The 25,042-nt window shown below is 71.7% G+C and carries 22 protein-coding genes and 2 pseudogenes; 15 read left to right on the forward strand and 9 right to left on the reverse strand.

The window, feature by feature from the left end; all coding sequences use genetic code 11:
- Positions 1-117: 117 nt before the first annotated feature.
- The 4 genes from msrB to C4B68_RS09255 all read right to left on the reverse strand — a co-directional run bounded on the left by msrB (position 118) and on the right by C4B68_RS09255 (position 3,799).
- The gene (msrB, locus tag C4B68_RS09240; RefSeq protein ID WP_099498901.1) at positions 118-525 is read right to left on the reverse strand and encodes a peptide-methionine (R)-S-oxide reductase MsrB; all 408 of its coding nucleotides are present in this window, start codon (positions 523-525) and stop codon (positions 118-120) included.
- A 26-nt stretch (positions 526-551) separates the two neighbouring features.
- Positions 552-1,955 carry a UDP-N-acetylmuramate--L-alanine ligase gene (murC, locus tag C4B68_RS09245; protein ID WP_099498902.1) on the reverse strand — a complete coding sequence of 468 codons (1,404 nt, stop codon included), beginning with the start codon at positions 1,953-1,955 and terminating at the stop codon, positions 552-554.
- Between the two features lie 393 nt (positions 1,956-2,348).
- Positions 2,349-2,822 carry an indole-3-glycerol phosphate synthase gene (locus C4B68_RS09250; RefSeq protein WP_099498903.1) on the reverse strand — a complete coding sequence of 158 codons (474 nt, stop codon included), beginning with the start codon at positions 2,820-2,822 and terminating at the stop codon, positions 2,349-2,351.
- A 134-nt stretch (positions 2,823-2,956) separates the two neighbouring features.
- On the reverse strand, positions 2,957-3,799 hold the full coding sequence (locus C4B68_RS09255) for a pyrimidine reductase family protein (RefSeq protein ID WP_099499047.1): 843 nt from the start codon (positions 3,797-3,799) through the stop codon (positions 2,957-2,959).
- Positions 3,800-3,836: 37 nt separating this feature from the next.
- On the opposite strand from C4B68_RS09255, the gene zapE reads away from it, so the two are divergent.
- The 4 genes and pseudogenes from zapE (at position 3,837) to C4B68_RS09275 (ending at position 7,433) form a co-directional block, all read left to right on the forward strand.
- Positions 3,837-4,988: a cell division protein ZapE gene (zapE, locus tag C4B68_RS09260; protein WP_099498904.1), complete on the forward strand. Its 1,152-nt coding sequence runs from the start codon at positions 3,837-3,839 to the stop codon at positions 4,986-4,988.
- Positions 4,989-5,002: 14 nt separating this feature from the next.
- Positions 5,003-5,595: pseudogene (locus tag C4B68_RS09265) on the forward strand (carbonic anhydrase).
- 53 nt (positions 5,596-5,648) lie between these two features.
- Positions 5,649-6,233 (forward strand): annotated as a pseudogene (locus C4B68_RS09270) (SulP family inorganic anion transporter); the annotation flags it as partial.
- 252 nt (positions 6,234-6,485) lie between these two features.
- Positions 6,486-7,433 carry a slipin family protein gene (locus C4B68_RS09275; protein ID WP_240634266.1) on the forward strand — a complete coding sequence of 316 codons (948 nt, stop codon included), beginning with the start codon at positions 6,486-6,488 and terminating at the stop codon, positions 7,431-7,433.
- A gap of 154 nt (positions 7,434-7,587) precedes the next feature.
- On the opposite strand, the gene C4B68_RS41815 is transcribed toward C4B68_RS09275, so the two are convergent.
- Positions 7,588-8,067 (reverse strand): hypothetical protein, encoded by a 480-nt coding sequence (locus tag C4B68_RS41815; protein ID WP_167458939.1) that lies wholly within the window; start codon positions 8,065-8,067, stop codon positions 7,588-7,590.
- Between the two features lie 613 nt (positions 8,068-8,680).
- Here C4B68_RS41815 and C4B68_RS09285 point away from each other — a divergent pair.
- From C4B68_RS09285 to C4B68_RS09310, 6 genes are all read left to right on the forward strand, one after another.
- The gene (locus C4B68_RS09285) at positions 8,681-9,535 is read left to right on the forward strand and encodes a polysaccharide deacetylase family protein (RefSeq protein WP_099498905.1); all 855 of its coding nucleotides are present in this window, start codon (positions 8,681-8,683) and stop codon (positions 9,533-9,535) included.
- Between the two features lie 74 nt (positions 9,536-9,609).
- The gene (locus C4B68_RS09290) at positions 9,610-9,786 is read left to right on the forward strand and encodes a hypothetical protein (RefSeq protein ID WP_104879967.1); all 177 of its coding nucleotides are present in this window, start codon (positions 9,610-9,612) and stop codon (positions 9,784-9,786) included.
- Positions 9,787-9,947: 161 nt separating this feature from the next.
- The gene (locus C4B68_RS09295) at positions 9,948-10,667 is read left to right on the forward strand and encodes an aminoacyl-tRNA hydrolase (protein ID WP_167459055.1); all 720 of its coding nucleotides are present in this window, start codon (positions 9,948-9,950) and stop codon (positions 10,665-10,667) included.
- A 221-nt stretch (positions 10,668-10,888) separates the two neighbouring features.
- Positions 10,889-12,388 (forward strand): MbnB/TglH/ChrH family RiPP precursor modification enzyme, encoded by a 1,500-nt coding sequence (locus tag C4B68_RS09300; protein ID WP_240634267.1) that lies wholly within the window; start codon positions 10,889-10,891, stop codon positions 12,386-12,388.
- Positions 12,389-12,584: 196 nt separating this feature from the next.
- Positions 12,585-13,367 carry a TIGR04222 domain-containing membrane protein gene (locus C4B68_RS09305; protein ID WP_099498907.1) on the forward strand — a complete coding sequence of 261 codons (783 nt, stop codon included), beginning with the start codon at positions 12,585-12,587 and terminating at the stop codon, positions 13,365-13,367.
- A gap of 151 nt (positions 13,368-13,518) precedes the next feature.
- Positions 13,519-15,231 (forward strand): alpha/beta hydrolase, encoded by a 1,713-nt coding sequence (locus tag C4B68_RS09310; RefSeq protein ID WP_099498908.1) that lies wholly within the window; start codon positions 13,519-13,521, stop codon positions 15,229-15,231.
- A 206-nt stretch (positions 15,232-15,437) separates the two neighbouring features.
- Here C4B68_RS09310 and hemQ read toward each other — a convergent pair whose 3' ends face one another.
- Positions 15,438-16,157, reverse strand: a complete 720-nt coding sequence (gene hemQ / locus C4B68_RS09315) for a hydrogen peroxide-dependent heme synthase (RefSeq protein WP_099498909.1) — start codon at positions 16,155-16,157, stop codon at positions 15,438-15,440.
- A gap of 4 nt (positions 16,158-16,161) precedes the next feature.
- Positions 16,162-17,784 carry a protoporphyrinogen oxidase gene (gene hemG, locus C4B68_RS09320; protein ID WP_099498910.1) on the reverse strand — a complete coding sequence of 541 codons (1,623 nt, stop codon included), beginning with the start codon at positions 17,782-17,784 and terminating at the stop codon, positions 16,162-16,164.
- A gap of 157 nt (positions 17,785-17,941) precedes the next feature.
- Between hemG and C4B68_RS09325 the strand changes: the two genes are divergently transcribed.
- Positions 17,942-18,940 (forward strand): DUF4349 domain-containing protein, encoded by a 999-nt coding sequence (locus C4B68_RS09325; RefSeq protein WP_099498911.1) that lies wholly within the window; start codon positions 17,942-17,944, stop codon positions 18,938-18,940.
- 27 nt (positions 18,941-18,967) lie between these two features.
- Complete coding sequence (locus C4B68_RS09330) at positions 18,968-20,386, forward strand: FAD-dependent oxidoreductase (protein WP_099498912.1); 1,419 nt, start codon at positions 18,968-18,970, stop codon at positions 20,384-20,386.
- A gap of 110 nt (positions 20,387-20,496) precedes the next feature.
- Here the strand turns inward: C4B68_RS09330 and C4B68_RS09335 are convergent, their stop codons facing one another.
- Positions 20,497-20,829 (reverse strand): hypothetical protein, encoded by a 333-nt coding sequence (locus C4B68_RS09335; RefSeq protein WP_099498913.1) that lies wholly within the window; start codon positions 20,827-20,829, stop codon positions 20,497-20,499.
- Positions 20,830-21,055: 226 nt separating this feature from the next.
- On the opposite strand from C4B68_RS09335, the gene C4B68_RS09340 reads away from it, so the two are divergent.
- On the forward strand, positions 21,056-21,874 hold the full coding sequence (locus C4B68_RS09340; protein WP_099498914.1) for a rhomboid family intramembrane serine protease: 819 nt from the start codon (positions 21,056-21,058) through the stop codon (positions 21,872-21,874).
- Positions 21,875-21,912: 38 nt separating this feature from the next.
- On the opposite strand, the gene hemE is transcribed toward C4B68_RS09340, so the two are convergent.
- On the reverse strand, positions 21,913-22,980 hold the full coding sequence (gene hemE, locus C4B68_RS09345) for a uroporphyrinogen decarboxylase (protein ID WP_099499049.1): 1,068 nt from the start codon (positions 22,978-22,980) through the stop codon (positions 21,913-21,915).
- 254 nt (positions 22,981-23,234) lie between these two features.
- On the opposite strand from hemE, the gene C4B68_RS09350 reads away from it, so the two are divergent.
- Together C4B68_RS09350 and C4B68_RS09355 are read left to right on the forward strand one after the other, a co-directional pair.
- Positions 23,235-23,861 carry a DUF3000 domain-containing protein gene (locus C4B68_RS09350; protein WP_180289151.1) on the forward strand — a complete coding sequence of 209 codons (627 nt, stop codon included), beginning with the start codon at positions 23,235-23,237 and terminating at the stop codon, positions 23,859-23,861.
- A gap of 377 nt (positions 23,862-24,238) precedes the next feature.
- Positions 24,239-24,901 carry a response regulator transcription factor gene (locus C4B68_RS09355; RefSeq protein ID WP_019073943.1) on the forward strand — a complete coding sequence of 221 codons (663 nt, stop codon included), beginning with the start codon at positions 24,239-24,241 and terminating at the stop codon, positions 24,899-24,901.
- Positions 24,902-25,042 lie beyond the last annotated feature (141 nt).

Genomic DNA, 25,042 nt, shown 5'->3' on the forward strand with positions numbered 1-25,042 from the left:
ACAACGCTCGACCGGGGAGAAGCATGATCGTAACTGCCGGGCTCCGCAAGGGTGTTGACGCGGAACCCGACAACTTCGTGAGCCGACGGATCCACAGGGACCCGGCGTCCCGCCCCCTTACTCCTCGTCCGGAGCCAAACGCAGCGAGATCGAGTTGATGCAGTACCGCTGATCCGTGGGCGTCGGAAACCCCTCGCCCTCGAAGACGTGGCCGAGGTGGGAACCGCACCTCGCGCACTGCACCTCGGTACGCACCATCCCGTGCGAACGGTCCTCGATCAGCTCGACCGCGTCGGTGTCCTTCGGATCGAAGAAGGACGGCCAGCCGCAGTGCGACTCGAACTTCTCCTGGGAGGTAAAGAGCTCGGCGCCGCAGGCGCGACAGGAATAGACACCCTTGGTCTTGGTGTCCGTGTACTCACCGGTGAACGCCGGCTCCGTGCCCGCCTGGCGCAGGACCTTGTACTCCGCCGGGGTCAGCTCCGCGCGCCACTGCTCATCCGGCTTTTCGATGTCGTACGACATGAAGCTCAACCCCTCACAATGGAAAGTCAGGAAAGATACGACTGCTGCGCCAGGCGGGTCAGGATCTCGGGACCGAGATCCGTGACGTCGCCCGCGCCCATAGTGAGAACCAGATCACCGGGCCTGGTCATTCCCGCGACGACGGAGGGAACCTCGGCCTTGTCGTGGACCTGCGTCACATCCACGCCCACCGCCCGGGCCGCCTCGATGATCAGCTCGCTCGTGACGCCCGGGATCGGGTCCTCGCGGGCCGGGTAGATGTCCAGGACGACCGAGGCGTCCGCAAGGGACAGGGCCTCGCCCATCTCCTTGCCCAGCTCCTGGGTGCGGGAGAACAGGTGGGGCTGGAAGACCACGAGGATGCGGCCGGAGGCACCCGCGCGCATGGCCTCCAGGTCGGCCGTCATCTCGGTCGGGTGGTGCGCGTACGAGTCGATGACCTGGACGCCCGCCTCCTCGCCCTTCAGCTGGAGGCGGCGCTTCACGCCCGTGTAGGAGGCGAGCGCGGGGGCCAGCTCGGCCGCCGGGATACCGAGCGCCACGCCCGCCGCCAGCGCGGCGACCGCGTTGTGCGCGTAGTGACGGCCGGGGACGGAGACCGTGAAGGTCAGCTCCGAACCGTCCAGCAGGATCGTCACCTCACTCTTGAGGCCCTGCGGGACCACGGAGAGCACCCGGACGTCCGCGTCCGCCGCTTCGCCGTACGTCACCACGCGGACGTCACAGGCCGTGACCCGGCGCGTCAGCTCGCGCGCGCCCTCGTGGTCCGCCGAGATCACCAGGGTGCCGCCCTCGGTGATGCGGTCCACGAACGTCTCGAAGGACTCGTAGATCTCGTCCATGGACGCGTAGTTTGCGTGGTGGTCCAGCTCCACGTTCAGCACGATCGCCACCTCGGGCGCGTACTTGTGGAAGCTGCGGTCCGATTCGTCCGCCTCGGCGACGAAGATGTCACCGTCGCCGTGCCGGGCGTTCGAGCCGGGGGCGTCGAGGTCGCCGCCGATCGCGTACGAGGGGGACAGGCCCAGCGAGGACAGGGACACCGCCAGCATCGATGTCGTGGTCGTCTTGCCGTGCGTGCCCGCCACCGCGATCGGGCGCAGGTCGTCCATCAGCCGGGCGAGGGCGTCCGAACGGTGGACCACCGGGATGCCGAGTTCCGCGGCGCGGGCCAGCTCCGGGTTGTCCGCGCGGATCGCGGAGGAGACCACGACGCAGGTGGCGTCGGACGCCAGGTGGTCGGCCGCGTGGCCGATGTGCACCGTCACGCCCAGCGCGCGCAGGGCCTCGGCGGTCGCGGACTCCTTCGCGTCGCTGCCCGCGACCTTGGCCCCGCGCTGCGCGAGGATCTTCGCGATGCCCGACATTCCGGCGCCGCCGATGCCGATGAAGTGCGGTCGGTCCATGGCGGTAGGAAGGCCGGGTGCCATGCGTGTATCTCCCCAAGATCCGGTACGAAGGTGAGCGCGCCCCCCGAAGAGAACGCGCCCCCAGACTATTGCGTACGGCGGGCAGCACCTCACAAGGGACGCCGACGACCTCACAGGGGACGCCGACGGACGCGCCATCAAGGCGCACGGGCGGCGACGAAAGCGCCCCCGGGAGGTGCGCGTCTGCGACGGAAGCGCCCCACGAGGGGTGCGGGGCTGCGACGAAAGCCCCCCAAGACGCGGGCCCGCCGCGCATGGCCGTGCCCTGCGCGGCTCCACCGCGCGGTCGCGACCAGCCACACGTACGTGCACCCCGCGCCCCGCAGCCCCGCAGCATGCCCACCACAACCCCAACGGCGCCCACCGCCCAGCCCAGCGGCAGCGCTCACGCGCTCACGCCTTGCTGTGCGAGAAGAGCTTCAGCACCGGTACCCCCACCTTGTGCCGCGCTCTGGAGGCCCAGTCGCGGTGGAAGAACTCCTCCACGTAGTGGGGGTCGGTCAGCACGATGACCTCGTCGGCGTCGCTCTCGTCGACCAGTCTCTTGAGGGCGTCCAGCGGGTGGTCCTCGATGAGCCGGCCCTCGGCCTGGCTGCCGGCCGCGCGCAGGGCCACCAGCGACACATCGAGGGCCTGCTGTCCCTGTCCGGCCGCCTCCTCGCCCTCCGGGGTCTCCCGTTCGTGCGCCGCCTCGTCCAGCTCGCCGAGCGCCACGTCGTCGATGGCCCGCAGCAGCCGGTCGGCCTGGTCGCCCCGGGGCTGGAGGAGCACGTGAAAGGCGACCTCCTCGTCGCCGTGCAAGGTGGTGACGAACTCCACGTCGGCGGACGTCAGGGCCTTCTCGATCATCAATACGCTTGTGAACACGACAGGCGCCCTTCTCCTCCGTGGGCCGTTCCCAGGCCCCCTGCGGAAACCATCCTGCCCCGTAACCGCACGGGGTCTGCGAGATTTAGTGTGCCCGCCGGAAGCTAAACGGAACGGGACATTCCGCCAACTCGTCAGGACCGACGGTATCGGGTGTAGAGGAACCCGGCCTCCTCCAGCAGGGACACGAGTTCGAATCGCTGGGGGACCGCGATCGAGGGCCCTGAGGCGATGCGCTGCGCGTCGCCCGCGGTGAGCATCGGCGACACGGTCAGGCAGAGCTCGTCGAGCACGCCGGCCGCGACGAACTGGCCGAGCAGCCGGGGCCCGCCCTCGGTCAGCAGCCGGGTGAGCCCGCGCTCGCCGAGGGCCCGTACGGCGCGGGCGGGGTCCACCCCGCTGCCGTCCCCGGCGATCACCACCTGGGCGCCCGCCTTCTCGGCCGCCGCGATCCGGTCCGGGGGCGCCGCGGCTCCCGTCAGCACCAGCGTGGGCACCAGGGGCGAGGCGAAGAGCGGAAGCGAGAAGTCCAGGTCGAGGCTCGCCGTCACCACGGCGATGGCGGGCGCGGGGCCCTGTCCGGCGGCTTCCCGGAGCGCCACGAAGGCCTCACGCGCGCGTGCCGGACGGTAACCCTCCTGGCGTACCGTTTCCGCGCCGACGACCACGACGTCGGCGAGGCCCCTCAGCACCCCGAAGACCCGCATGTCGGTGGCGCCGGAGATCGGCTGCGAGCGCCCCTCGTGCTGGGCGGCGCCGTCGAGCGTGGAAACCATGTTGGCGCGCAGCCAGGGCTCGCTGACCTCGGGGTAGGCGTACGCCTCCGCCAGCTCACCGAGCCCCCACTCCCGGTCCGTCACATCCGCCCCGGAAGACGTCCCGGGGGACACGCCTTCGCTGTCCGCCCCACCCGCCTCAGGGGGCCCACCCGGGGCCTGGGCTGCTGTTTCGTAGGTCACAGGGAACAGGCGTCGCATGTCGTGCAGTGTGGCACGGCCCTTAGAGTGGGGAACTGTGTCGCCCTCCTCCACCGCCTCCGGGTTCGACCCGATAGCCGAAGCGGCCCCGCTGTCCCTGTGCGCCCGCGTGCCGCACGTCCCCGCCGACCGGCTCGTGGCCGAGATGGTGCCGCCGCCGCGCTTCGACTCGGTCCGCTTCGCCACGTACATCCCGGATCCGCAGCAGCCCAGCCAGACCGAGGCCGTACGGATCCTCGAAGGCTTCGCCGGCGGTCTGGGCGGGGCGCACGCGGTCGGCGGCGGAAAAAAGAGGGCGCGAAGCGCTTCCTTGGAAGGGCGGTGGTGGGAGACGGGCGGGCGCCGGCTGTTCGGCTTCGGCAAGGCCCCGAAGACCCCCGCCGGCCCCCGGGGCGTCTACCTCGACGGTGGCTACGGCGTCGGCAAGACCCACCTGCTGGCCTCCCTGTGGCACGCGACCCCGGCCGAGCCCGCGCTCAAGGCGTTCGGCACCTTCGTGGAGCTGACGAACCTGGTCGGCGCGCTCGGCTTCCAGAAGACCGTGCATACGCTGTCCGACCACCGGCTGCTGTGCATCGACGAGTTCGAACTGGACGACCCGGGCGACACCGTCCTCGTCTCCACCCTGCTCGGCAAGCTGGTCGACGCGGGCGTCGCGCTCGCCGCCACCTCGAACACGCTGCCGGGCAAGCTCGGCGAGGGCCGGTTCGCGGCGGCCGACTTCCTGCGCGAGATCCAGGGACTGTCCGCGCACTTCCGGCCCCTGCGCATCGACGGCGAGGACTACCGCCACCGCGGGCTGCCCGAGGCCCCGGCGCCGTTCTCCGACGAGCAGGTCACGAAGGCGGCGTACGCCACCAGCGGCGCGTCCCTCGATGACTTCCCGCATCTGCTCGACCATCTGGCGCGTGTCCACCCCAGCCGGTACGGCGCCATGACGGACGGCGTCAGGGCCGTCTGCCTCACCGATGTCCGGCCGGTCCCGGACCAGTCGACGGCGCTGCGGCTCGTCGTGCTCGCCGACCGCCTGTACGACCGCGAGGTACCGGTCCTCGCCTCCGGACTGCCCTTCGACCAGCTCTTCAGCGAGGAGATGCTGAAGGGCGGTTACCGCAAGAAGTACTTCCGCGCGATATCCCGGCTCACGGCGCTGGCGCGGGACGCCAAGGGACTCGTCGAGCCCGCCTGACCCCTCACCCCTCCCTGGTCAAGGGCCAGAACAAGCCATCGCCTGAGGAGTTCGCCAAACTGGCCGAAGGCCAGTCTCCGCAGGTCCCGGGGGTCTGGCGGTATCCCCCAGAAAAACACAGCATCACCTGCTCCGATTCCCGGGTCGTCCCGGCCCTGATCACCGGCGCCCGCCCGGGCGAGCTCTTCGAGCTGCGCACCGCGGGCAGTATCGTTCCCCCGTACGCCTCCGAGCACCCCACCAGCGAGGCGGCCACCATCGAGTACGCCGTCGACGTGCTCGGCGTCTCCGAGATCGTGGTCTGCGGCCACTCGCACTGCGGCGCCGTGGGCGCGATGGTGCGCGGCGAGGACCTGACCGCCGTACCGGCCGTACGCGACTGGCTCGCGCAGGCCGAACCCCCGTCCGACACACCGGACGACGACCCCGCCGTCGCCTCCGCCGTACAGAACCACGTGCTCGCGCAGTTGCTCAGGCTTCGTGAATACCCGTGTGTGCAGCGAGCCCTGACGGCAGGTCAACTGCGCCTGCACGTCTGGTACTACGAGGTCCACACGGTGCCGTACGCGCGCACCGGCCGGAAACCGACTCCTTCGAAGCGCTGTGAGCCGGGCGATGAGACTCTCCGCCACGAAACTCTCCACAACGAAACTCTCCGCAATGAAACTCCCTTACGCTCGGCAGGACTTCGCGGCGTCGATCGTCCTGTTCCTCGTCGCCCTACCGCTGTGCGTGGGCGTCGCGGTCGCCTCCGATGTACCGGCCGAACTCGGCCTGGTCACCGGCATCGTGGGCGGTATCGTCACCGGGCTGATGCGCGGCAGCAGCCTGCAGGTGTCGGGACCGGCCGCCGGGCTGACCGTGCTGGTCTTCGAGGCCGTACGGGAGTTCGGGCTTGCCGTCCTCGGAGTCATCGTGCTCGCCACGGGTCTGCTCCAGCTCCTCATGGGCGCCCTGAAGCTGGGGCGCTACTTCCGCGCGATATCCGTGGCCGTCGTCGAGGGCATGCTGGCCGGGATCGGGCTCGTGCTGATCGCGGGCCAGCTCTACGCGATGGCGGGCCTCGAGGCACCGGCGTCCGGACTCGACAAGCTCGCCGGGCTGCCTCAGGCGCTCGTCGACGCGGCGGGAAGCACCGAGGCCCTGGCATCGCTGGGGCTCGGCGCGGGCACCGTCGCCGTGCTCGTCCTGTGGCAGCGGCTGCCGCGGCGCCTGCGTGCGGTGCCGGCGGCGCTCGCCGCGGTCGGCGACGGGGAGCCCCGCCGCCCACCCGTCGAACTGGACCTCTCCGGCCTGCACCACCTGGACCACGTGTGCCGGAGTGCGCTGGAGAACTGGTCGGCGCGGCACCGTGCGACCGGGATCGAGCCGGTGAAGGTCACCTCGGGGTCGTAACCCGCCGAGACCCGTAGGGGCTGGGCCTGCCGTGCGGTAGGCCCAGCCCTACGACGTAAAGTGGACATACAAGTCATACTGGACGGCTCGAAGGGAGTCGTCATGGTCGAGGAACTTGTCGTCGCGGCGGTAGGGGTCGGTTCGGCCGGTCTGGTCTACCTGTCGGCGGCGGCCCGGGTCGTCAAGCAGTACGAACGCGGTGTGGTCTTCCGGCTGGGGCGTCTGCTCGGTGACGTGCGGCCGCCGGGATTCACCATGATCCTCCCCGTCATCGACCGGATGAACAAAGTCAACATGCAGATCGTGACGATGCCGGTGCCCGCCCAGGAGGGCATCACCCGGGACAACGTCACGGTCCGGGTCGACGCGGTCGTCTACTTCAAGGTGGTCAACGCGGCCGACGCGGTCATTCAGGTCGAGGACTACCGTTTCGCGGTCTCGCAGATGGCGCAGACGTCCTTGCGCTCGATCATCGGCAAGAGCGATCTCGACGATCTGTTGTCCAACCGCGAGAAGCTCAACCAGGGCCTGGAGCTGATGATCGACAGCCCGGCGATCGGCTGGGGTGTGCAGATCGACCGCGTCGAGATCAAGGACGTGTCGCTGCCGGAGACGATGAAGCGGTCGATGGCCCGGCAGGCCGAGGCCGACCGGGAGCGGCGGGCCCGGGTGATCAACGCGGACGCGGAACTGCAGGCGTCGAAGAAGCTCGCGCAAGCCGCAGGTGTCATGTCCCAGCAGCCCGCCGCGCTGCAACTGCGACTGCTGCAGACGGTGGTGGCGGTCGCGGCCGAGAAGAACTCCACGCTCGTCCTGCCCTTCCCTGTGGAGCTGCTGCGGTTCCTGGAGCGGGCACAGGCCGGGCAAGCGCCGCCTGCGGCGACCGAGCCGTCGACACCCCCGCGACCCGATGGACATGTCCCGCTCGACGAGCCCGATGGACACATCCCGCTCGACGAGCGCGAGCCCGACGAGCCCCATGAGCACATCCCGCTCGACGAACTCGACGAACTCGACGAGCCCGATGAGCCCGACGAGCCCGGCAAGTGACGCGCAGGGTTCCGGCCCGGCATACATGCCCCGACATACGTGCAGGGTTCCGGCCCGACATGACAGGTGGCCCCGCGCAGCTGTCGCTGCGCGGGGCCACCTGCGAAGGCTCAACCGGCTGTAACGAGCCGATGCGCGGTCATTGGTTCAGGCATCAGTGGCCGCCGCCACCGCCACCGCCACCGTTACCGCCGCCACCGCCGCCGTTGCCGCCGCCACCGCCGTGACCGCCGCCACCGTTGCCGCCGCCACCGCCGTGACCGCCGCCACCGTTGCCGCCGCCACCGCCGTGACCGCCGCCACCGTTACCGCCACCGTCGCCGTGACCGCCACCGCCGTGGCCATTGCCATTGCCATTGCCATGACCATTGCCACCGCGGCCGTTGTCGTGGTCACCGCGCCCGTTGTCGTGGTCACCGCGGTCGTTGTCGTAGCCGTTGCCGTGGTGACCGTGGCCGTAGCCGCAGTAGCCCCAGTCGTATCCGCCCCAGCGACCGTCGCAGTAGTCGCGATCGGATCGATGCGAGTCGTATGAGTTGGCGGCGCTGGCTATGCCGGCTCCGCCGAAGGCCAGAGCCAGAGCAGCGAAGAGGCTGCCGACCAGCCTGAGGATCCTGGATGTCGTTGCCCGCATGATGCTTTCCCTTTCCCGGGGGCGTCGACGGGGCCGGACCCCGTATCGCGTTCATGAGCCCGTAGGGCATTCATGAGGGGGGTCCGGTACATCGGCCTTGAAGGTGACGGGAGCTTCCGTCTGTCGACTCACGCGCTGACTGCGCGGCATCGGGCCCACCCGGGCTGCCGATATTCGCACGGCACACCCCGCGGCGGGATTCCGCCCGTCGGGACTGTCAACGACCGGGCGGTCGTCGCTCGGAATGTTGAGATGTTCGTCTCTCACCAGGCAAAAGACGGAGATTTCGTTCAATCCGTACCTAACCTAGACATATGCACACACAGAAGTCAAGTGCTCCACATGCGTCATAAACGCCCCAGATGAGCCCGGGTGCCGCACACAACTCCCGTCCACCGGTGAGGACTTGACACCCGTCGACAGCTGCCGCGAACTCCCCCTCCACCTCTCGGAGTTGGGCACCACGCACACACCGGTCGAATGGGTGTGCACCACTCGTCCGCGCACACCGCAGCAGGTCAGCCAGCTCCAGGCGGGTGAGATCGGGGCCGTATCCGCCCGGCATGCGCCCATAAGGGTCGGATCATCTGATTTATCTGCATATCGTCATCAGGTGATCACTCCTGTACGACGATTCATCGCGACCTGCGCCCTTGCCACCCTGGGGGCCGCCCTCGCCGCCTGCGGTGCACCCGGCACCCCGCGCGCCGCCCGCCCGGCGCATCCCGCCTCGTCCAGTGCCACGCCGTCCCACCCCCCGACGCTCGCACCCGGTCCCGCCGGACTGACCCCCGTCTTCAAGAACGGTCCGCGGACTCCGGACAAGGTGGTCGCGCTGACGTTCGACGCGGACATGACCGCGGATCAGGGGGAGCGGGCGGCCGATGGGGAGCACTTCGACAATCCGCGACTGATCGCCACGCTGCGCGAGTTCAAGGTGCCCGCGACCGTGTTCATGACAGGGCGGTGGGTCGACGAGTATCCGCGGCAGGCCAGGGACATCGGGCGGGACCCGCTGTTCGAGGTCGCCAACCACTCGTACAGCCACTACGCCTTCACGGACGACTGCTACGGGCTGCCGACCCTGCCCGAGGACAAGATGCAGGCGGACGTGGAGCGGGCGTACGCCTCCTTCAAGAAGGCGGGCCTGCCCCATGCCATGCCGTACTTCCGCTTCCCCGGTGGGTGTTACGACCAGCGGGCGCTGCGCATGCTGAGCGGGGTCGGGGTGACCGCCGTGCAGTGGGACGTGGTGAGCGGGGACGCGTTCGCGACGGATTCCGATGCTGTGGCGCGGCAGGTCATCGAGGGCGTGCGGCCGGGGTCCGTCGTCGTGATGCACTGCACGCGGAGCGCGGCCCCGGCGACCGAGCCGGCGCTGCTGACGATCGTTCCCGAGCTGCGCGAACAGGGGTACCGGTTCGTGAAGGTGTCCGAACTGATCGGGGCAGCCGCCGGCCGGCGGTGAGCCTCGTACGCCGACGGTGAGCCTCGTACGCCCACCGAGCCTCGTACGCCCACCGAGCCTCGTACCCTGGAGGTATGAGCGACGACTACTGCACGATCGACGCGACCAGGCCGCCCCGGGCTGACGGGCCACCGTACGCCGAGTGCGTGCTGTGCCGGGAGCCCACCGAGTACCCGGAGTCGTACAAGGGGATCACGCTGTGCCCGGTCTGCGAGTGGCAGGAGGCTGAGCGCACCGCCTGCTCGGGCTGAGCGGCACGCGGCCCTTCGGGCTGCTCCGGCTCGGCTCGGCGGGCGGGGTCCGGGCGACGGCGGCCTTCTGGCTGCTGCCCTCGGAACGGGCGCCCGCGGAAGACCGGACCGGGCGGGCGCTCGCCGGAGGAACGGATCTTCCGCCTGGCAGACTGGGGTGCGTGAGCAGCGACCCGACCCCCGCCGACGACAGCCCTTTCCGTTCCGAGCGCACCGAGCGCGACGAAGCACCACAGTTCGTGCTGCCTCTGGTCGCACGCATCGAGAGGGCCGCTCCCCCGGCGCGTACCGACGCGCTGGAGACCGCGGCCCGCGCTGTGCTGAGCATCCTCGGCGACGAGCGGTCCCTCGGGGACGGTGAATGGGCGCAGGCGATGCGGGACTGGCAGGACGCGCGGATCCGCAAGGTCGTCCGGCGGGCGCGCGGCGCCGAGTGGCGGCGGGCCGAGGCGCTGCCCGGCATCACGGTGACCGGGAAGTCCGCCGAGGTGCGCGTCTTCCCGCCGGTCCCGTTGGACGGCTGGCCCAAGGACCTGGCCCGGCTCCAGGTCTCCGGCACGGACCTGGAGGACCCGGAGCCGCCGGTGGACGCCGATCTCTCCGCTCCCGTCCTGTGGCTCAACCCCGACCTCGGCATGTCGGCCGGCAAGACCATGGCGCAGGCGGGCCACGGCGCCCAGCTGGCCTGGTGGGAGCTGTCCGACGAGGAGCGCGCGGCCTGGCGCGACAGCGGATTCGCGCTCACCGTGCGCACCGCCGACCCGGCCCGCTGGCGTGAACTCACCGCTTCCGGGCTGCCGCTGGTGCGCGACGCGGGCTTCACGGAGATCGCGCCGGGGTCGTGCACGGTGGTGGCGGATCACCCGGCGCTGCGTTCCTGACCGGCCGCGTCACGCTTCGCACGCGGGGCCCGCGGGCCCGGACAACGTGCTGAAGCAACGCTGCCGCCCCGAACCTCAAATATTGCTCTGAACGTCCCCTCCGATGGGTTCGGCGCCGGGCCCGGGGGCCATGACTCCGTCACACCGGAACACAGGTCCGTCGTAAGGAGACGACACACAGGGTCTGGTCGAGGTTCGTGACGGACGACGGAGGAGGGGCCATGAGGCGGCTGAGGCGGCTGGGGACGGGAATCGGGTGGCGGCCGGAGATAGCCGAGGCCGTGGAACGCATGCCCGGCATCGACTGGGTCGAGGCCGTGGCCGAGAACGTATGCTCCGGGCATGTCCCCGAGTCGCTGCTGCGGCTGCGTGAGCGTGGGGTCACCGTGGTGCCGCACGGGGTCTCACTGGGCCTCGGCGGCGCGGACCGGCCCGACGAGGCGCGGCTCACCGCGCTCGCCGAGCGCGCGGAGGCGCTGGGCTCGCCGCTCGTCACCGAGCACATCGCGTTCGTACGGGCGGGCGGGCCGTTGACCGCGTCGCCGCTGCTGGAGGCCGGGCACCTGCTGCCGGTCCCCCGTACCCGGGACGCCCTCGACGTCCTGTGCGAGAACGTGCGTATCGCGCAGGACGCCCTGCCCGTCCCCCTCTCGGTGGAGAACATCGCCGCACTGATCTCCTGGCCCGGTGAGGAGATGACGGAGGGCCAGTTCCTCTACGACCTGGCCGACCGCACCGGCGTACGCCTCCTCATCGACGTCGCCAACCTCCACACGAACCACGTCAACCGGGGCGAGGACCCCGCCAAGGCCCTCGACGAACTCCCCCTCGAAGCCATCGCCTACGTCCACGTCGCCGGCGGCTTCGAACGCGACGGCGTCTGGCACGACAGCCACGCCCACCCCGTCCCCCAGCCCGTCCTCGACATCCTCGCCGACCTCGCCTCCCGAGTGACCCCACCGGGGGTCCTCCTCGAGCGCGACGAGAACTTCCCCGAACCGGGGGAGCTGGAGCGGGAGTTGGGGGCGATTCGGGGGGTACTGGAGGCGGCGGGGGCGTCCGGAGAGGGCTCGCGGACGGCGTACGGGCGGCCCTCGGCGGCGCCCGCGAGCGCCGCGGCCATGGCGCGGCAGGTCGGCGCGCACGCCCCGGCCGGGACACCCGCAACCGGCGCGCAGACCGCGCACACTCCGGGACGCGCACCTGAGGCCACCGGCAAAGCCGCGCCGCTCACCGAGACCGCCGCCGAGCACGCAGCCGGAACCGCCGCGACCACCCTCGCCCACGCCCCCGCTCCCGCCCGCCAGCGCCTCGCCCTCGCCCAAGCCGCCCTGCTGTCCGCGCTCGTCGCGGGGACCCCCGTGCCCGAGGGGTTCGACCGGGTGCGGCTCGGGGTGCAGGCGCGGGCGCTTGCCGCCAAGCGGGCGGATGTCGTGGCTAAGGTGGCCCCGGAGTTGCCGGAGATCCTGGCGGACGGGTACAGGCCGGCGTTTCTCGCGTATGCGCAGGGGCATCCGATGACCGGCGGCTATCGGCGCGACGCCCTCGACTTCGCCGAGCACCTGCTCCTCGCGGGTCGCCCCGAGGACGCGGAGACCCGGCGCCGGCTGCGCGGCTGGTGGCGGGAGCGCTCGGGCCCGGCCCCGCTGTCGCAGCGCCCCACGGCCCGTCTGGCCCGCGCCACCCGCCGCGCCACCAGCCGGGTGCTGCTGCGCCGCTGAGGCCGTCGTACGCGCGCGGCGGTCCCGTACCGCCGCCGTCGCCGGGCCACCCGCTTCCGCCGGCCGCCTCGCGCGCCAACCCCTCCTCAACTCCCCGGCCCCACAAGCAAATCCGGAACGTCACATACCGGCAACACTCCGTCCACATCGTGGATAAACCATGGCGCCCGCCTGGCCCGTGGCATAGAAAAACGGCATGTTCTGGGTCCTCCTCCTGCTCCTGGCCTGGGTCGCGGCCGGCACCTCCTGCACCCGGCTGTGTCTGGCCGCCGTACGGGCGGCGGCCGTCGACGCGGACGCGGCGCGCGGGCACGACCTCACGCTGTACGAGGCGGCGTTCCTGTCCGGCGGCCCGGCCCGGGTCGCCGATCTGACCCTGGTGTCGATGGCCCGCCAGCGCCGGCTGCTGCTCGCGCACACCGGCTGGGCGACCGTCGTGGACCCGCGCGGGCGCGACGAGATGGAGCGCTCGGTCATCGGAGCCATCGGCCCGGAGGGCCAGTCCCGGATAGCGCCCGTACGGGCGGCGGCGGCCGCCGCGGACTCGGTACGCCGCCTCGCCGACCGCCTGGTCGCGGCGGGCCTCGCCGTCCCCGACGGCGCCCGTACCACCGTTGCGGGCGCCGTCCGCCAGGTCCAGGCCGCGGCGGCTGCCGTGGTCGCACTCGGCGCCGTGGCCCTGCTGCTGCCCGCCCAGGCCACCGGCAACGAGGTCCCGGTCGCCGCCTGGTTCGCGCTCCCGCTCATCCTCACGCTGAGCTGCCTCGCCATCGCCCGCATCGAGGTGCATCCCTACACGCGCTGGGCGTCTCCGGCCGGACAGCGGCTGCTCGGCACCCTCGCCCGCCGCACCGACGACCTCGGCGACGACCGTACGTACCTCACCTCCGTCGCCGTACGCGGTGTTCGCGCGATCGGCGAGCCGGACCTGCGCGCGGCCCTCACGCACCGAGACCGCAGCCCCGAGCGACGGAACTAGCGCAAGGCCGGGCGGCTGAAGGGCTGAGGGGCGCCCGCAGAGGGCGCATCGGGGTCATAGAGGCCGACACCGGCGGCCCGGTGCTTTACTTCGCCAACCGTCAAACGAAACATCCCTTTTTGTCGCTGCCCGCGCGCTGAAGGGATTCCCGATGAGAGCTGCCGTCCTCTACGGAACCGCAGGGTCCGTGTTCCTGACCGCCCTCGTCGGCGCCCCGGCGGGCGGTCGGCCGGCCTGGCCGGCCCCGGCCGCCGGCTCTGCCGAGATGCGCGGCACAGCCGTCGCCGCCGCGCGCGCCACGGCCGCGGGCATCCGCTTCGCCAACTGCCCCAAGGAAGAGGACCTGCCGGACAGTGTCCAATGCGGCACGGTCACGGTGCCGCTCGACTACGCCCACCCCGACGGCCGGCAGATCAAACTGACCGTCAGCCGCGTCAAGGCCACCGGCAAGGACGCGAAGAACTCGAAGCGGAGGGTGCCGCGGCGGGGCGCCTTCGTCTACAACCCCGGCGGCCCTGGCGCCTCCAGCACGCGCTTCCCGCTGATCGGCCACCGCCCGGAGTGGAAGCGCATCGCCGCCGCGTACGACCTCGTCGGCTACGCCCCGCGCGGGGTCGACCGCTCCGCCCCGCTGTCCTGCCAGGACCCGAAGCACTTCGTGAAGGCGCCCTCGCAGGCGCCGACGTTCCCCTCGGAGTCGTACAAGAAGGAGCGCATCGCGGCGGCGAAGGCGTACGCCCGCGGATGCGCCCAGCGCTCGGGCAACGCCCTGCGCCACTACACGTCGCTCAACAACGCCCGCGACCTGGAGGTGCTCCGCGCCGGGCTCGGCGAGCCGAAGCTGACCTTCATGGGCGCCTCGTACGGAACGTACTTCGGTGCCCTCTACGCGACGCTCTTCCCCTCGCACGTGGGCCGGATGGTCTTCGACTCGGCGGTGAACCCTGACCCCGAGAAGATCTGGTACCGGAACAACCTCGACCAGTCGGCCGCGTTCGAGAAGCGCTGGGCGGACTTCCGCGCGTGGGTCGCCAAGCACGACGAGGTGTACGAGCTCGGGGCCACACCGGACGACGTGCAGCAGAGCTACGAGAGGGCGCGGGCGCAGCTCGCCGCCTCGCCCGCGGGCGGCAAGGTGGGACCGGGGCAGATGCAGGGCGCGTTCCTGGATGCCGGGTACTCCGACGACTACTGGCCGCGGCGCGCCCAGGCGCTCTCCGCCTATCTGAAGGGCGACCCGAAGCCGCTGATCGAGCAGGCCGGCCCGCATCCGGAGGCAGCCGCCGAGCAGGAGAACGGCAACGCGGTCTACACGGCCGTCGAGTGCAACGACGCGTCCTGGCCGGCCGACTGGCGTATCTGGGACCGCGACAACACGCGCCTCGCGCGCCGGGCGCCGTTCGAGACCTGGGACAACGTGTGGATGAACCTGCCGTGTGCCTACTGGCCGGAGCCGCGGCAGAAGCCCCTCGACGTTCGGACGCCGCCGGGCGTGCTGCCGCCGACGCTGATCCTGGCGGCGGAGCGGGACGCGGCGACGCCGTACGACGGGGCCCTGGAGCTGCGCCGGCGGCTGTCCGGCTCGGTCCTGGTGACCGAGAACGGGTCCGGGACGCATGGCATCGGGGGCGGGCCCAACAAGTGCGTCAACGGCTACCTGGACGCCTACCTCCTGGAGGGCCGCCTCCCGGTGCGGCGCGCTGCCTGCGCGCCGCACGCGGAGCCGAAGCCGGCGGCGCCGGGCGATCGTTCGAAGGGTTCACAGGGATCGCGGGACCCACAGGAATCACAGGGCTCAGGGGTCTCCGCGCGGAGCACCACGCACGAGCCTGAGCACCCGAAGACAGTCCGGCAGGCGCCTTGATCAGGCGAGGCCCGCGACCAGCTCGGATTACGGCGCCCCGTGCCGCATCCCCCGGGGGCAACCCCCGGACCCCCGGCCGCCCACAGCACGCCGCTCCGGTCAGGCGAGCCCTGCCACCAGCTCGGACACCGACTTACGGCGCCCCGTGCCGCATCCCCCGGGGGCAACCCCCGGACCCCCGGCCGCCCACAGCGCGCCGCTTCCGGTCAGGCGAGCCCTGCCACCAGCTCGGACACCGACTTGCGGCGCCCCGTGAAGAACGGGATTTCCTCGCGGACGTGCATCCGGGCCTCGGAGGCGCGCAGGTGACGCATGACGTCGACGATGCGGTACAGCTCGTCGGCCTCGAAGGCGAGGATCCATTCGTAGTCGCCCAGCGAGAACGAGGCGACCGTGTTGGCGCGCACGTCCGGGTAGCCGCGGGCCATCTTGCCGTGGTCGGCGAGCATGCGGCGGCGGTCCTCGTCGGGCAGCAGGTACCAGTCGTAGGAGCGCACGAACGGGTAGACACTGATGTAGTTGCGGGGCGTCTCGTCGGCGAGGAACGCCGGGATGTGCGAGCGGTTGAACTCGGCGGGGCGGTGCAACGCCATGTTCGACCACACCGGCTCCAGGGAGCGGCCCAGCTTGGTGCGGCGGAAGAGGTTGTACGCCTCCTGGAGCTGGTCGCTCGTCTCGGCGTGCCACCAGATCATCAGGTCGGCGTCGGCGCGCAGCCCCGACACGTCGTAGGTGCCGCGGATGGTGACATCCTTCGCGGCGAGCTGGTCGAAGAGCTCCTGGACTTCGTCGGCGTATCCGGCGCGGTCCTCGGGCAGCGCGTCGCGCAGCTTGAAGACGGACCACAGGGTGTAGCGGATGACCTCGTTGAGGTCCTTGGCCTTCTTGCCGATGTTCGGGATCTTGGCGGGGGCGTCGTCACTCATGGGGCTATTGTCCCGCGCCGCCGTGAACGCTCTGCACCGGGTTCGCGATCAGCTCGTCCAGGCCCGCGCCGTCGCCGCCGAGCAGGTCCACGGCGGCGTACGCGCTCGCGATGCACGCGGGGATGCCGACCCCGTCGTACGCCGCGCCGCAGACAGCGAGGCCCGGGAGCTTGCCGATGTGCTCACGGATGCGGGCCACGCGCGCGTGGTGCCCGACGGGGTACTGCGGCAGCCCGTCGTCCCATCGCGTCACCCGAGTCGCGACGGGAGCGGCGTCCAGGCCGGTGGCCTCCCGCAGGTCGTGCCGGGACACCGCCACGAGGTCGGCGTCCTCGCGGCCGAGCACCTCCGTCTCGCCGTACCGCCCGACGGATGTCCGCAGGACGAGCAGATCGGGGTTCTCCTCGGCGATCCAGCCCCACTTCTGGGAGGCGAAGGTGGACGCCTTGATGGTGTGCCCGTCGACAGGGGGCACCAGAAAACCGCTGCCTTCGGGGAGGCCGGTGTCGGCGCGGCGATAGGCGAGGGTGACCAGCGCCATGGAGGCGTACTCCACGGCGGCCAGCTCGGTCGCGGCGGCGGGCGCCTCGGCCCGCAGCAGCACGGCGGCCGCCGCGGCGGGCAGGGCCACGACGACGGCATCGGCGTGCAGGACGCGGCCTCCGGCGACGATCCGCCAGGCCGCCGCTTGCGGCCGCGCCGCCGCAGAGGCCTCCGGGGACGGCAAGCGGTCGCCGCCCGCGGGCCACGTGCCTTCACCGCCCGCCTGCCGCGTGCCGTCACCACCCGACGAGCGCGAGGCTCCGCCGCCCGACGACGGCGCGCCCGCGGCGGCCGGCGGCGACGCCGCCCTGTCGGTCCTGCGCAGCTCGGTCACCGGCATCCCGGTCAGAATCTCGCCACCGCGAGCCCGCACCGACTCCGCGACCGCCAGCGGCAGCCGGCCCACTCCCCCGGCGATGCCCATGAACACCGGGCCCGTCTGCTGGGCGGCGGCGCGTGCCTGGATCTCGCGGACCGCCTCGGTCAGGGAGTCGTGCTTCTTGGCGGCCTCGAACAGCTGCGGTACCGCCGAGCGCATCGAGATGCGGTACGCGTCGCCCGCGTACACACCGCCCAGGAGGGGCTCCACCAAGCGGTCGACCACCTCCCGGCCGAGGCGTGCCGCCACGTACTCCCCCACCGCCACGTCGTCGCCGACCTCCGTGCGGGGCAGGTCGGCGTCACGGTCGATACGGGTCAGACCCTCGTCGGAGAGAACACCGGCCAGCGCCGACGCGGTGCCGGGAACGCCCATCACATGCCCCTTGGGCATGGGGCGCAGGGCGCCGCGCGTCCAGATCGAGGCGGTCGCCGTGGCCGGCGGCTGGAGGCGGTCCGCCAGGCCCACCTCACGGGCGAGGGCCACCGCTTCGGGGCGGCGGGCGAGCATCGACTCCGCGCCGAAGTCGACCCGCGCGCCCGCGATCTCACCCGGGAGCAGCTTGCCGCCGACGCGGTCCGACGCCTCCAGGACGGTCACGCGCGCGCCGCGGCCCAGCAAACGGTGGGCCGCGGCCAGACCCGCGATCCCGCCCCCGATGACCACGACGTGTCCCGTACCCGTACGAGTCTCCTGTGCGCGCATGCCTCCACCCTCTCAAACCCCACTGACACTCCGACCAGCAGTCCGAGGTCCCCACGAGTCCTGACCGTGACCGCATCGCGACCGGATCGAGCCAACGTCCCGACCGGTTCCGGCGTCGAAGGAGCGTCAGTCGACACGACCCTCGGAGGTAGGCCACATGCGCACACGACGATCCGTACGACCGGTTCAGGCTCTGGCCGGGATCCTCCTCGCCACCGCCCTGGCGCTGACGGGCTGCAGCGCCTCCAATGACAGCACGGGGAGTGATGCCGGCGACGCCAAGGCTGGCGCCCCGGGCGCCGAGCGAGCGGACTCGGGCGCCCAGGCGGACTCGGGCGCCGCGGGCAGCGGGAAGGCCGGCGGCTCCAAGGCGACTGCCCCGCCCAAGGTGACCGCGAGCCACATCATCCGCACCGCTTCCCTGACCGTACGGGTCAAGGACGTGCCCAAGGCCCTGGACGACGCCCGCACCACGGCCGAGAACGCCGGCGGCTACGTCGGCAACGAGACCACCACCCGCGACGAGAAGGGCCACGAGCGCACGCGCCTGGTCCTGCGCGTGCCCACCGAGCGGTACGACCAGGTGCTCGCGGATCTGGAGGGCGCGGGCAAGGTCGTCGAGCGGACGGCCAAGGCGCAGGACGTCACCGACCAGGTCGTGGACGTGGAGAGCCGCATCACGTCGCAGCGCGCCAGCGTGGCCCGGGTGCGCGAACTGATGGACCAGGCGAGCAAGCTCAGCGATGTGGTCACGCTGGAAGGGGAGTTGAGCACCCGTCAGGCCAATCTGGAGGCGCTGCTCGCCCAGCAGGCGTCCCTGAAGGACCGCACCAGCCTGGCCACCATCACGCTCTCGCTGTCCGAGACCCCGGTGAAGAAGGCCGAGAAGAAGGACGAGGACCCGGGCTTCGTGGACGCGCTCGCGGGTGGCTGGCACGTGCTGGTCACGATGCTGCGCTGGATCACCCTGGCGCTCGGAGCCGTGCTCCCGTTCGCGGCGGGCCTGGCGCTGATCGCCCTGGTGTGGCTGCGCCTCGTGCGGCCCCGGCTGCCGCGCCGCCCCGCGGCGGGCACGGCCGGCACGGGCGCGCTGCCGGTGGCCCCGGCCGTGCGCGGCGGGAGCGGCGAAAGCGGGAAGAGCGGCGAGGAGGACTGAAACGCCCGGGCCCCGTAGCGTGTTCGTATGAGCATGAGTCGTACGAGCGGCACCGGCGGGGCAGGCAGGGCGACGGAGCGGCTCGTCGTGATCGGCGGTGACGCGGCGGGGATGTCCGCCGCGTCACAGGCGCGCCGGCTGCGAGGGCCGGACGAGCTGGAGATCGTGGCGTTCGAGCGGGGGCACTTCGCCTCCTACTCGGCGTGCGGTATCCCGTACTGGGTGGGCGGCGACGTGCCCGAGCGGGACCATCTGATCGCGCGGACACCCGAGGAGCACCGGGAGCGCGCCATCGATCTGCGGATGCGTACGGAGGTCACGGAGATCGACGTCGCGGGCGCCCGCGTGCGCTCCCGGGACCTCGAAACCGGGGCCGCGGCGTGGACGTCGTACGACAAACTCGTGATCGCGACCGGCGCGCGCCCGATCCGCCCCGACCTGCCGGGCACCGACGCGCCGGGCGTGCACGGCGTGCAGACCCTGGACGACGGCCAGGCCCTCCTGGACACGCTGACGGCGACGGAGGGCCGCCGCGCGGTGGTCGTGGGCGCGGGCTACATCGGCGTGGAGATGGCCGAGGCGCTCATCAACCGCGGGTACGAGGTGACGGTCGTCAACCGCGGCAAGGAACCGATGTCCACGCTCGACCCGGACATGGGCCGCCTGGTGCACACGGCCATGGAGGGCCTGGGCATCACCATGGTCAACGACGCCGAGGTCACCAAGGTCCTCACCGGTGACGACGGGCGGGTCCGGGCGGTTGCCACGGAGGACGCCGAGTACCCGGCGGACGTGGTCGTGCTCGGCATCGGCGTACGACCCGAGACGACGCTCGCCAAGGCCGCCGGACTGCCGCTCGGCGACCACGGCGGGCTGCTCACCGATCTGGCGATGCGGGTGCGCGGGCACGAGAACATCTGGGCGGGCGGCGACTGCGTCGAGGTGCTCGACCTGGTCTCGGGGCGCGAGCGTCACATCGCCCTGGGCACGCACGCCAACAAGCACGGACAGGTCATCGGCTCCAATGCCGGTGGCGGGTACGCGACGTTCCCGGGTGTCGTCGGTACAGCGGTGAGCAAGGTCTGCGAGCTGGAGATCGCCCGCACCGGGCTGCGTGAGAAGGACGCGCACCGGGCGGGGCTGCGGTTCGAGACCGTCACCATCGAGTCGACCAGCCGCGCGGGCTACTACCCGAGCGCCGCCCTCATGACGGTGAAGATGCTCGCCGAGCGCCGCACCGGACGGCTGCTCGGCGTCCAGATCGTCGGCCGCGAGGGAGCGGCGAAGCGGGTCGACATCGCGGCGGTGGCGCTGACCGCGCACATGACGGTCGAGCAGATGACCGCCCTGGACCTCGGCTACGCGCCGCCCTTCTCCCCGGTCTGGGACCCGATCCTGGTGGCGGCGCGCAAGGCGGTAGCCGCGGTACGAAAGAACGCCGGGTAGGGAGCGCCCCGAAGGGACACGGGGCGATGGCATGATGCGGCTCCGCCGCGTGGGCGCGAACAGCCACACACGACCGACGGTCGACGTCCGCCTCCGGCCCCGCGGCGCTGCTACCCGGACTCCTGCCCGGCAGTCCCGTTGATGCGGTCTATGGCCTGACGGGCCTGCTCTGCAGGCGGCCGGGCAGGCAGCGAGGAAACGGAGGCCGGTGCGGGCACCGCGGGCGGGGCCTGGGCCGGCTTCGCGTGAGCCGCCGGCCGGGCGGACCGCAGCCGGTGGCTGACGGCCTCGTCGAGGGTCACCGGACGCTGCATCCGCGCCGCGAGCCGGCCCGCCTCCTGGCCGAGCGCGGCGACATCCTCCCAGGGCAGGTGCAGCACCAGGGCGATCTCCGCCTCACCGTCGGGCAGGGCATGCATCGGAGGAGAAACTCGCTCGTTCATGGCCTGTGTCCTCACGTCTTCCTCGCGGCGCGTCTTCCTCGCGGCGCGGGCGGTTGAGGAGACATACGCACAGGGGCACGGTGGTGTTCAGCGGGGCGGGGGGCACCACGCGGCAGACGCGGCAGCGGCAACACCCCCGCACGCCCCCCGAGTTGGCACCCCTGACCCCGCGCACACCCGCGGCGGTGCGCGGGTTCGACCGGCGCATCACGGGCAGTACTTCCTTGTGGTCATCCCCGTCCATGACGTGAACCCGGCACGGCGCACGCCGTATGTGACGTACGCGCTGATCGCCGCCAACGTTCTCGTGTTCGTCTTCACGCCCGGGATCGCCGGATCGGTGGCGGGTGAGAGCGGGCTGGCGCAGCTGTGTCATCTGCAGGCGTTTCTGGAGCGCTACGCCGCGGTGCCGCAGGAGCTGATCCACCACCAGATGCCCCGGGTGGTGCCCACGGGCGACGTCGGGATCGGGCCGCAGGGAGCGGGCTGTGTAGTGGGCCCGCCCGGCTACGAGAAGTCGCCGCCGCTGTCGGTGTTCACGTCGCTGTTCCTGCACGGGAGCTGGCTGCACCTGCTGGGCAACATGGTCTTCCTGCTGATCTTCGGCAACAACATCGAGGACCGCATGGGCCGTGTGCGGTACACGCTGTTCTACGTGGCCTGCGGCTACGCGGCGGCGTACGGCTTCGCGGTGCTGAACGACGACTCCGGCGACCCGTTGATCGGCGCCTCAGGCGCCATCGCCGGAGTCCTGGGCGCCTATCTCGTCCTCTATCCGAAGGCCAGGGTGTGGGTCCTCGTCCCGTTCCTGATCTTCCTGCCGCTGCGGCTGCCGGCGTGGATCGTGCTGGGCTTCTGGTTCGTGCTGCAGGCCGTGTACTCGTACGGCGGCGGCGTCTCGGCCGCGGGGACGGTGGCGTACGCGGCCCACGTGGTCGGCTTCCTCGCGGGCGTGCTGCTCGCCTGGCCACTGCGCCCCGGCACCCCGCCCCCACCGGAACCGCGCGGCCTGCTGTGGGGCAGGCGGGCGCGGCCCGGCCGGTGAGAGCTGCGGGAGGTCAGGGCCTGTCCGGCGGACAGGCCCTAGCGTGCGGTCTGCGTGTGGACGTACTCCACGAGCCGGGTCAGCGCGTCCGGGTCGGTGGTCGGCAGGACGCCGTGGCCCAGGTTGAAGACATGGCCTTCGAGACCGGCGGCGGCGTCGAGCACCTCACGCGTCTTCGTCTGGACGGCCTCGGGCGAGGAGAACAGCACAGCCGGGTCGAGGTTGCCCTGGAGGGCCTTGCCGGGGCCGACGCGACGGGCGGCCTCGTCGAGCGGGACGCGCCAGTCGACGCCGACCACGTCCGCGCCCGCCTCGCCCATCAGGCCGAGCAGCTCACCGGTGCCGACACCGAAGTGGATACGCGGAACGCCGTACGAAGCCACCGCGTCGAAGACCTTCGTGGACGCGGGCATCACCGAGCGGCGGTAGTCGGCGGGTGCCAGGGCGCCGACCCAGGAGTCGAAGAGCTGGACGGCGCTGGCGCCCGCCTCGATCTGGACCTTCAGGAAGGCGGAGGTGATCTCGGCGAGACGGTCGAGCAGATCGGCCCACAGCTGCGGGTCGCCGTACATGAGCGCCTTGGTGTGCTCGTGGTTCTTGGACGGACCGCCCTCCACGAGGTAGCTCGCCAGGGTGAAAGGCGCGCCCGCGAAACCGATGAGCGGGGTCGACCCGAGCTCGGCCGTGAGCAGGCCGATCGCCTCGGTGACGTAACGGACGTCCTCGGGGGTCAGATCGCGCAGCTGGGCCAGGTCGGCGCGGCTGCGGATCGGGTTCTCGACGACGGGGCCGACGCCCGGCTTGATGTCGAGGTCGATGCCGATGGCCTTCAGCGGGACCACGATGTCGCTGAAGTAGATCGCCGCGTCCACGTTGTGCCGGCGGACCGGCTGGAGGGTGATCTCGGCGACCAGCTCGGGCCGCATGCAGGACTCCAGCATGGGGATGCCCTCGCGCACCTTGAGGTACTCGGGCAGCGAGCGACCGGCCTGCCGCATGAACCACACCGGCGTGTGCGGCACGGGCTCGCGCCTGCACGCCTTGAGGAAGGCGGACTCGTACGTGGCTGACGGCTGCTGCCCGGAAGGGCTGTGGTTGGCACTCACGACGGAAAGTCTCGCACGGTCCACCGGCACCCAGGTCCCGGGCTCCGGCCGACGCCGCCGTGCCGGGCTCCGGCGGGAACCCGCCGCCCTGGCGCTCCCAGCGGGGCTCCGGCGCTCCGACCGGCGCGTTCGCGCCGCGCGATCCGGTCAGTGGTCGTGCGCGCGGGTGTCTCTCCCTGCGCGAAGGCTCCGTTCCCCTTAATCTTCCCCGCATGGCTGCGGCTCAGGGACGACTGTCGGACGGCGCTGGCGGAATGGACGACGTGAAGGAGGGGGACGGGGATGCGATGGAGACGGCGCCGCTGCCTTTCCGGGCGGCCGTCGAGGCGCTGAGGGCCGCGCGGCTGCGGCCGGAGATCGAGATCGACCCGACGCGCCCGCCGCAACGGCTCGCCCCCTACGCGTACGCCGTGGAAGCCGCGGTCGTCGCCGACGGCGAGGACCTGGCCGACGGCCGCCTCGTGCTGCTGCACGACCCGGCGGGACACGACGCATGGGAGGGTTCCTTCCGTCTGGTGACCCTGATCCGCGCCGAGCTGGAGCCGGAGATGGCCGCCGACCCGCTGCTCCCCGAGGTCTGCTGGTCCTGGCTGACCGGCGCGCTCCAGGCCCGCGGGCTGTCGTACGGCGAGCCGAGCGGCACCGTCACGCGCGCGAGCTCGCACTACTTCGGCGGTCTCGCGCAGCGCCCGGCCGCCTCCCAGATCGAGATCCGGGCGTCGTGGACGCCCCGGGAGGGCCTGGGCGGCGTCCCGGACACGGCCGCACACCTCGCGGCGTGGTGCGATCTGCTCTGCCAGGTCGCCGGGCTCCCGCCGGTCACCCCGGGCGACGCCTCGGTGGTCACCCTCCCGCAGCGCAGGGGCCCGCAGCCCCGCTGAGCCCCGGGCGGCGGCCCTTGAGCGAGGTCAGCGATGTCATTCCGCGCCCCTTCGCGGTCCGCACCGGCCCCTTCCCGATCCGTATCGGTCCACACCGGTCCGCACCGGCCCTCTCCGGCCCTCTCCGACCCTCTCCGGCCCCTTATCGATTCTTTGTCGATACGGCCACTTTCGGCCGCGTATTGACGCGGAGCGACTCGGTTCGATCTTCGGATGATCGATCGCGCGTCCGAATTGCACGGATTGCTACTCACCACATCGTGATCATTCTCTAAAGGTCGATGGGTTTACTGCCGAAGACCTCTGTGACCTTGAAAGCACGGTTCGTCCCGGCTTCATCCCCAGAGCCGGCACCGTCCCGCACCCCAGGAGGCCTGGTGTCCGTTCTCCTCGAGCAGCCCGCAAGCCTGGTCGCCTACCGCCCGAACAAGCCGACTGCCATGGTGGTCGTGGCCGACCCCCGGGTCCGCTCCACCGTCACCCGCCATCTGTGGGCGCTCGGAGTGCGCGACGTCATCGAGGCGTCGTCCGTCGCGGAGGCCCGCCCCCGAATCGGCAACCCGCGCGACATCTGTGTCGCCGATGTCCATCTGCCGGATGGTTCCGGCCTCACCCTCCTTTCCGAGACCCGAGCCGCGGGCTGGCCCAACGGGCTCGCCCTCTCCGCCGCCGACGACATCGGCGCCGTACGCAACGCCCTCGCGGGCGGCGTCAAGGGCTACGTCGTCACCGGCACCCGTACGAACGTCGGGCTCCCCACCCGGCCGGGCGCCGCGCCCATCGGCTCCGCCGCCGCCCGTATGCACCGCCGCCCCCCAGGTGCCCCGAGCCACCCGGGCGGCTACCGCGAGCTGTCCGGACGCGAGGTCGAGGTGCTCCGCCTGGTCGCGGAAGGCCAGTCGAACAAGGCCATCGGCGTCTCCATGGGCCTGTCCGCACTGACTGTCAAGAGCCACCTCGCCCGGATCGCCCGCAAGCTCGGCACGGGCGACCGCGCCGGGATGGTGGCGGTGGCCCTGCGCACGGGGATTATTCACTGAACCCTGGCAAACCGCATAAAGCCTGGCACACCACTCCTTACCTCCGCCTCCGGCCGTGAACCCGGATCTTTCACTGACCTGACTGGTTTACGACCCCATGACGCCCGTCGACGGAACGTTCCGTCGACGGGCGTCGTCCAT

Origin of the sequence: Streptomyces dengpaensis, assembly GCF_002946835.1 — a bacterium.
Taxonomy (GTDB): domain Bacteria; phylum Actinomycetota; class Actinomycetes; order Streptomycetales; family Streptomycetaceae; genus Streptomyces; species Streptomyces dengpaensis.

Excerpts from the sequence above, each read along its gene's own strand:
- msrB (WP_099498901.1), bottom strand. The coding sequence starts at position 525 with ATGTCGTACGACATCGAAAAGCCGGATGAGCAGTGGCGCGCGGAGCTG.
- murC (WP_099498902.1), bottom strand. The coding sequence starts at position 1,955 with ATGGCACCCGGCCTTCCTACCGCCATGGACCGACCGCACTTCATCGGC.
- C4B68_RS09255 (WP_099499047.1), bottom strand. The coding sequence starts at position 3,799 with ATGCGACGCCTGTTCCCTGTGACCTACGAAACAGCAGCCCAGGCCCCG.
- C4B68_RS09275 (WP_240634266.1), top strand. The coding sequence starts at position 6,486 with ATGGTCGAGGAACTTGTCGTCGCGGCGGTAGGGGTCGGTTCGGCCGGT.
- C4B68_RS41815 (WP_167458939.1), bottom strand. The coding sequence starts at position 8,067 with ATGCGGGCAACGACATCCAGGATCCTCAGGCTGGTCGGCAGCCTCTTC.
- C4B68_RS09290 (WP_104879967.1), top strand. The coding sequence starts at position 9,610 with ATGAGCGACGACTACTGCACGATCGACGCGACCAGGCCGCCCCGGGCT.
- C4B68_RS09300 (WP_240634267.1), top strand. The coding sequence starts at position 10,889 with ATGAGGCGGCTGAGGCGGCTGGGGACGGGAATCGGGTGGCGGCCGGAG.
- C4B68_RS09305 (WP_099498907.1), top strand. The coding sequence starts at position 12,585 with ATGTTCTGGGTCCTCCTCCTGCTCCTGGCCTGGGTCGCGGCCGGCACC.
- C4B68_RS09310 (WP_099498908.1), top strand. The coding sequence starts at position 13,519 with ATGAGAGCTGCCGTCCTCTACGGAACCGCAGGGTCCGTGTTCCTGACC.
- hemQ (WP_099498909.1), bottom strand. The coding sequence starts at position 16,157 with ATGAGTGACGACGCCCCCGCCAAGATCCCGAACATCGGCAAGAAGGCC.
- hemG (WP_099498910.1), bottom strand. The coding sequence starts at position 17,784 with ATGCGCGCACAGGAGACTCGTACGGGTACGGGACACGTCGTGGTCATC.
- C4B68_RS09325 (WP_099498911.1), top strand. The coding sequence starts at position 17,942 with ATGCGCACACGACGATCCGTACGACCGGTTCAGGCTCTGGCCGGGATC.
- C4B68_RS09330 (WP_099498912.1), top strand. The coding sequence starts at position 18,968 with ATGAGCATGAGTCGTACGAGCGGCACCGGCGGGGCAGGCAGGGCGACG.
- C4B68_RS09335 (WP_099498913.1), bottom strand. The coding sequence starts at position 20,829 with ATGAACGAGCGAGTTTCTCCTCCGATGCATGCCCTGCCCGACGGTGAG.
- C4B68_RS09350 (WP_180289151.1), top strand. The coding sequence starts at position 23,235 with ATGGACGACGTGAAGGAGGGGGACGGGGATGCGATGGAGACGGCGCCG.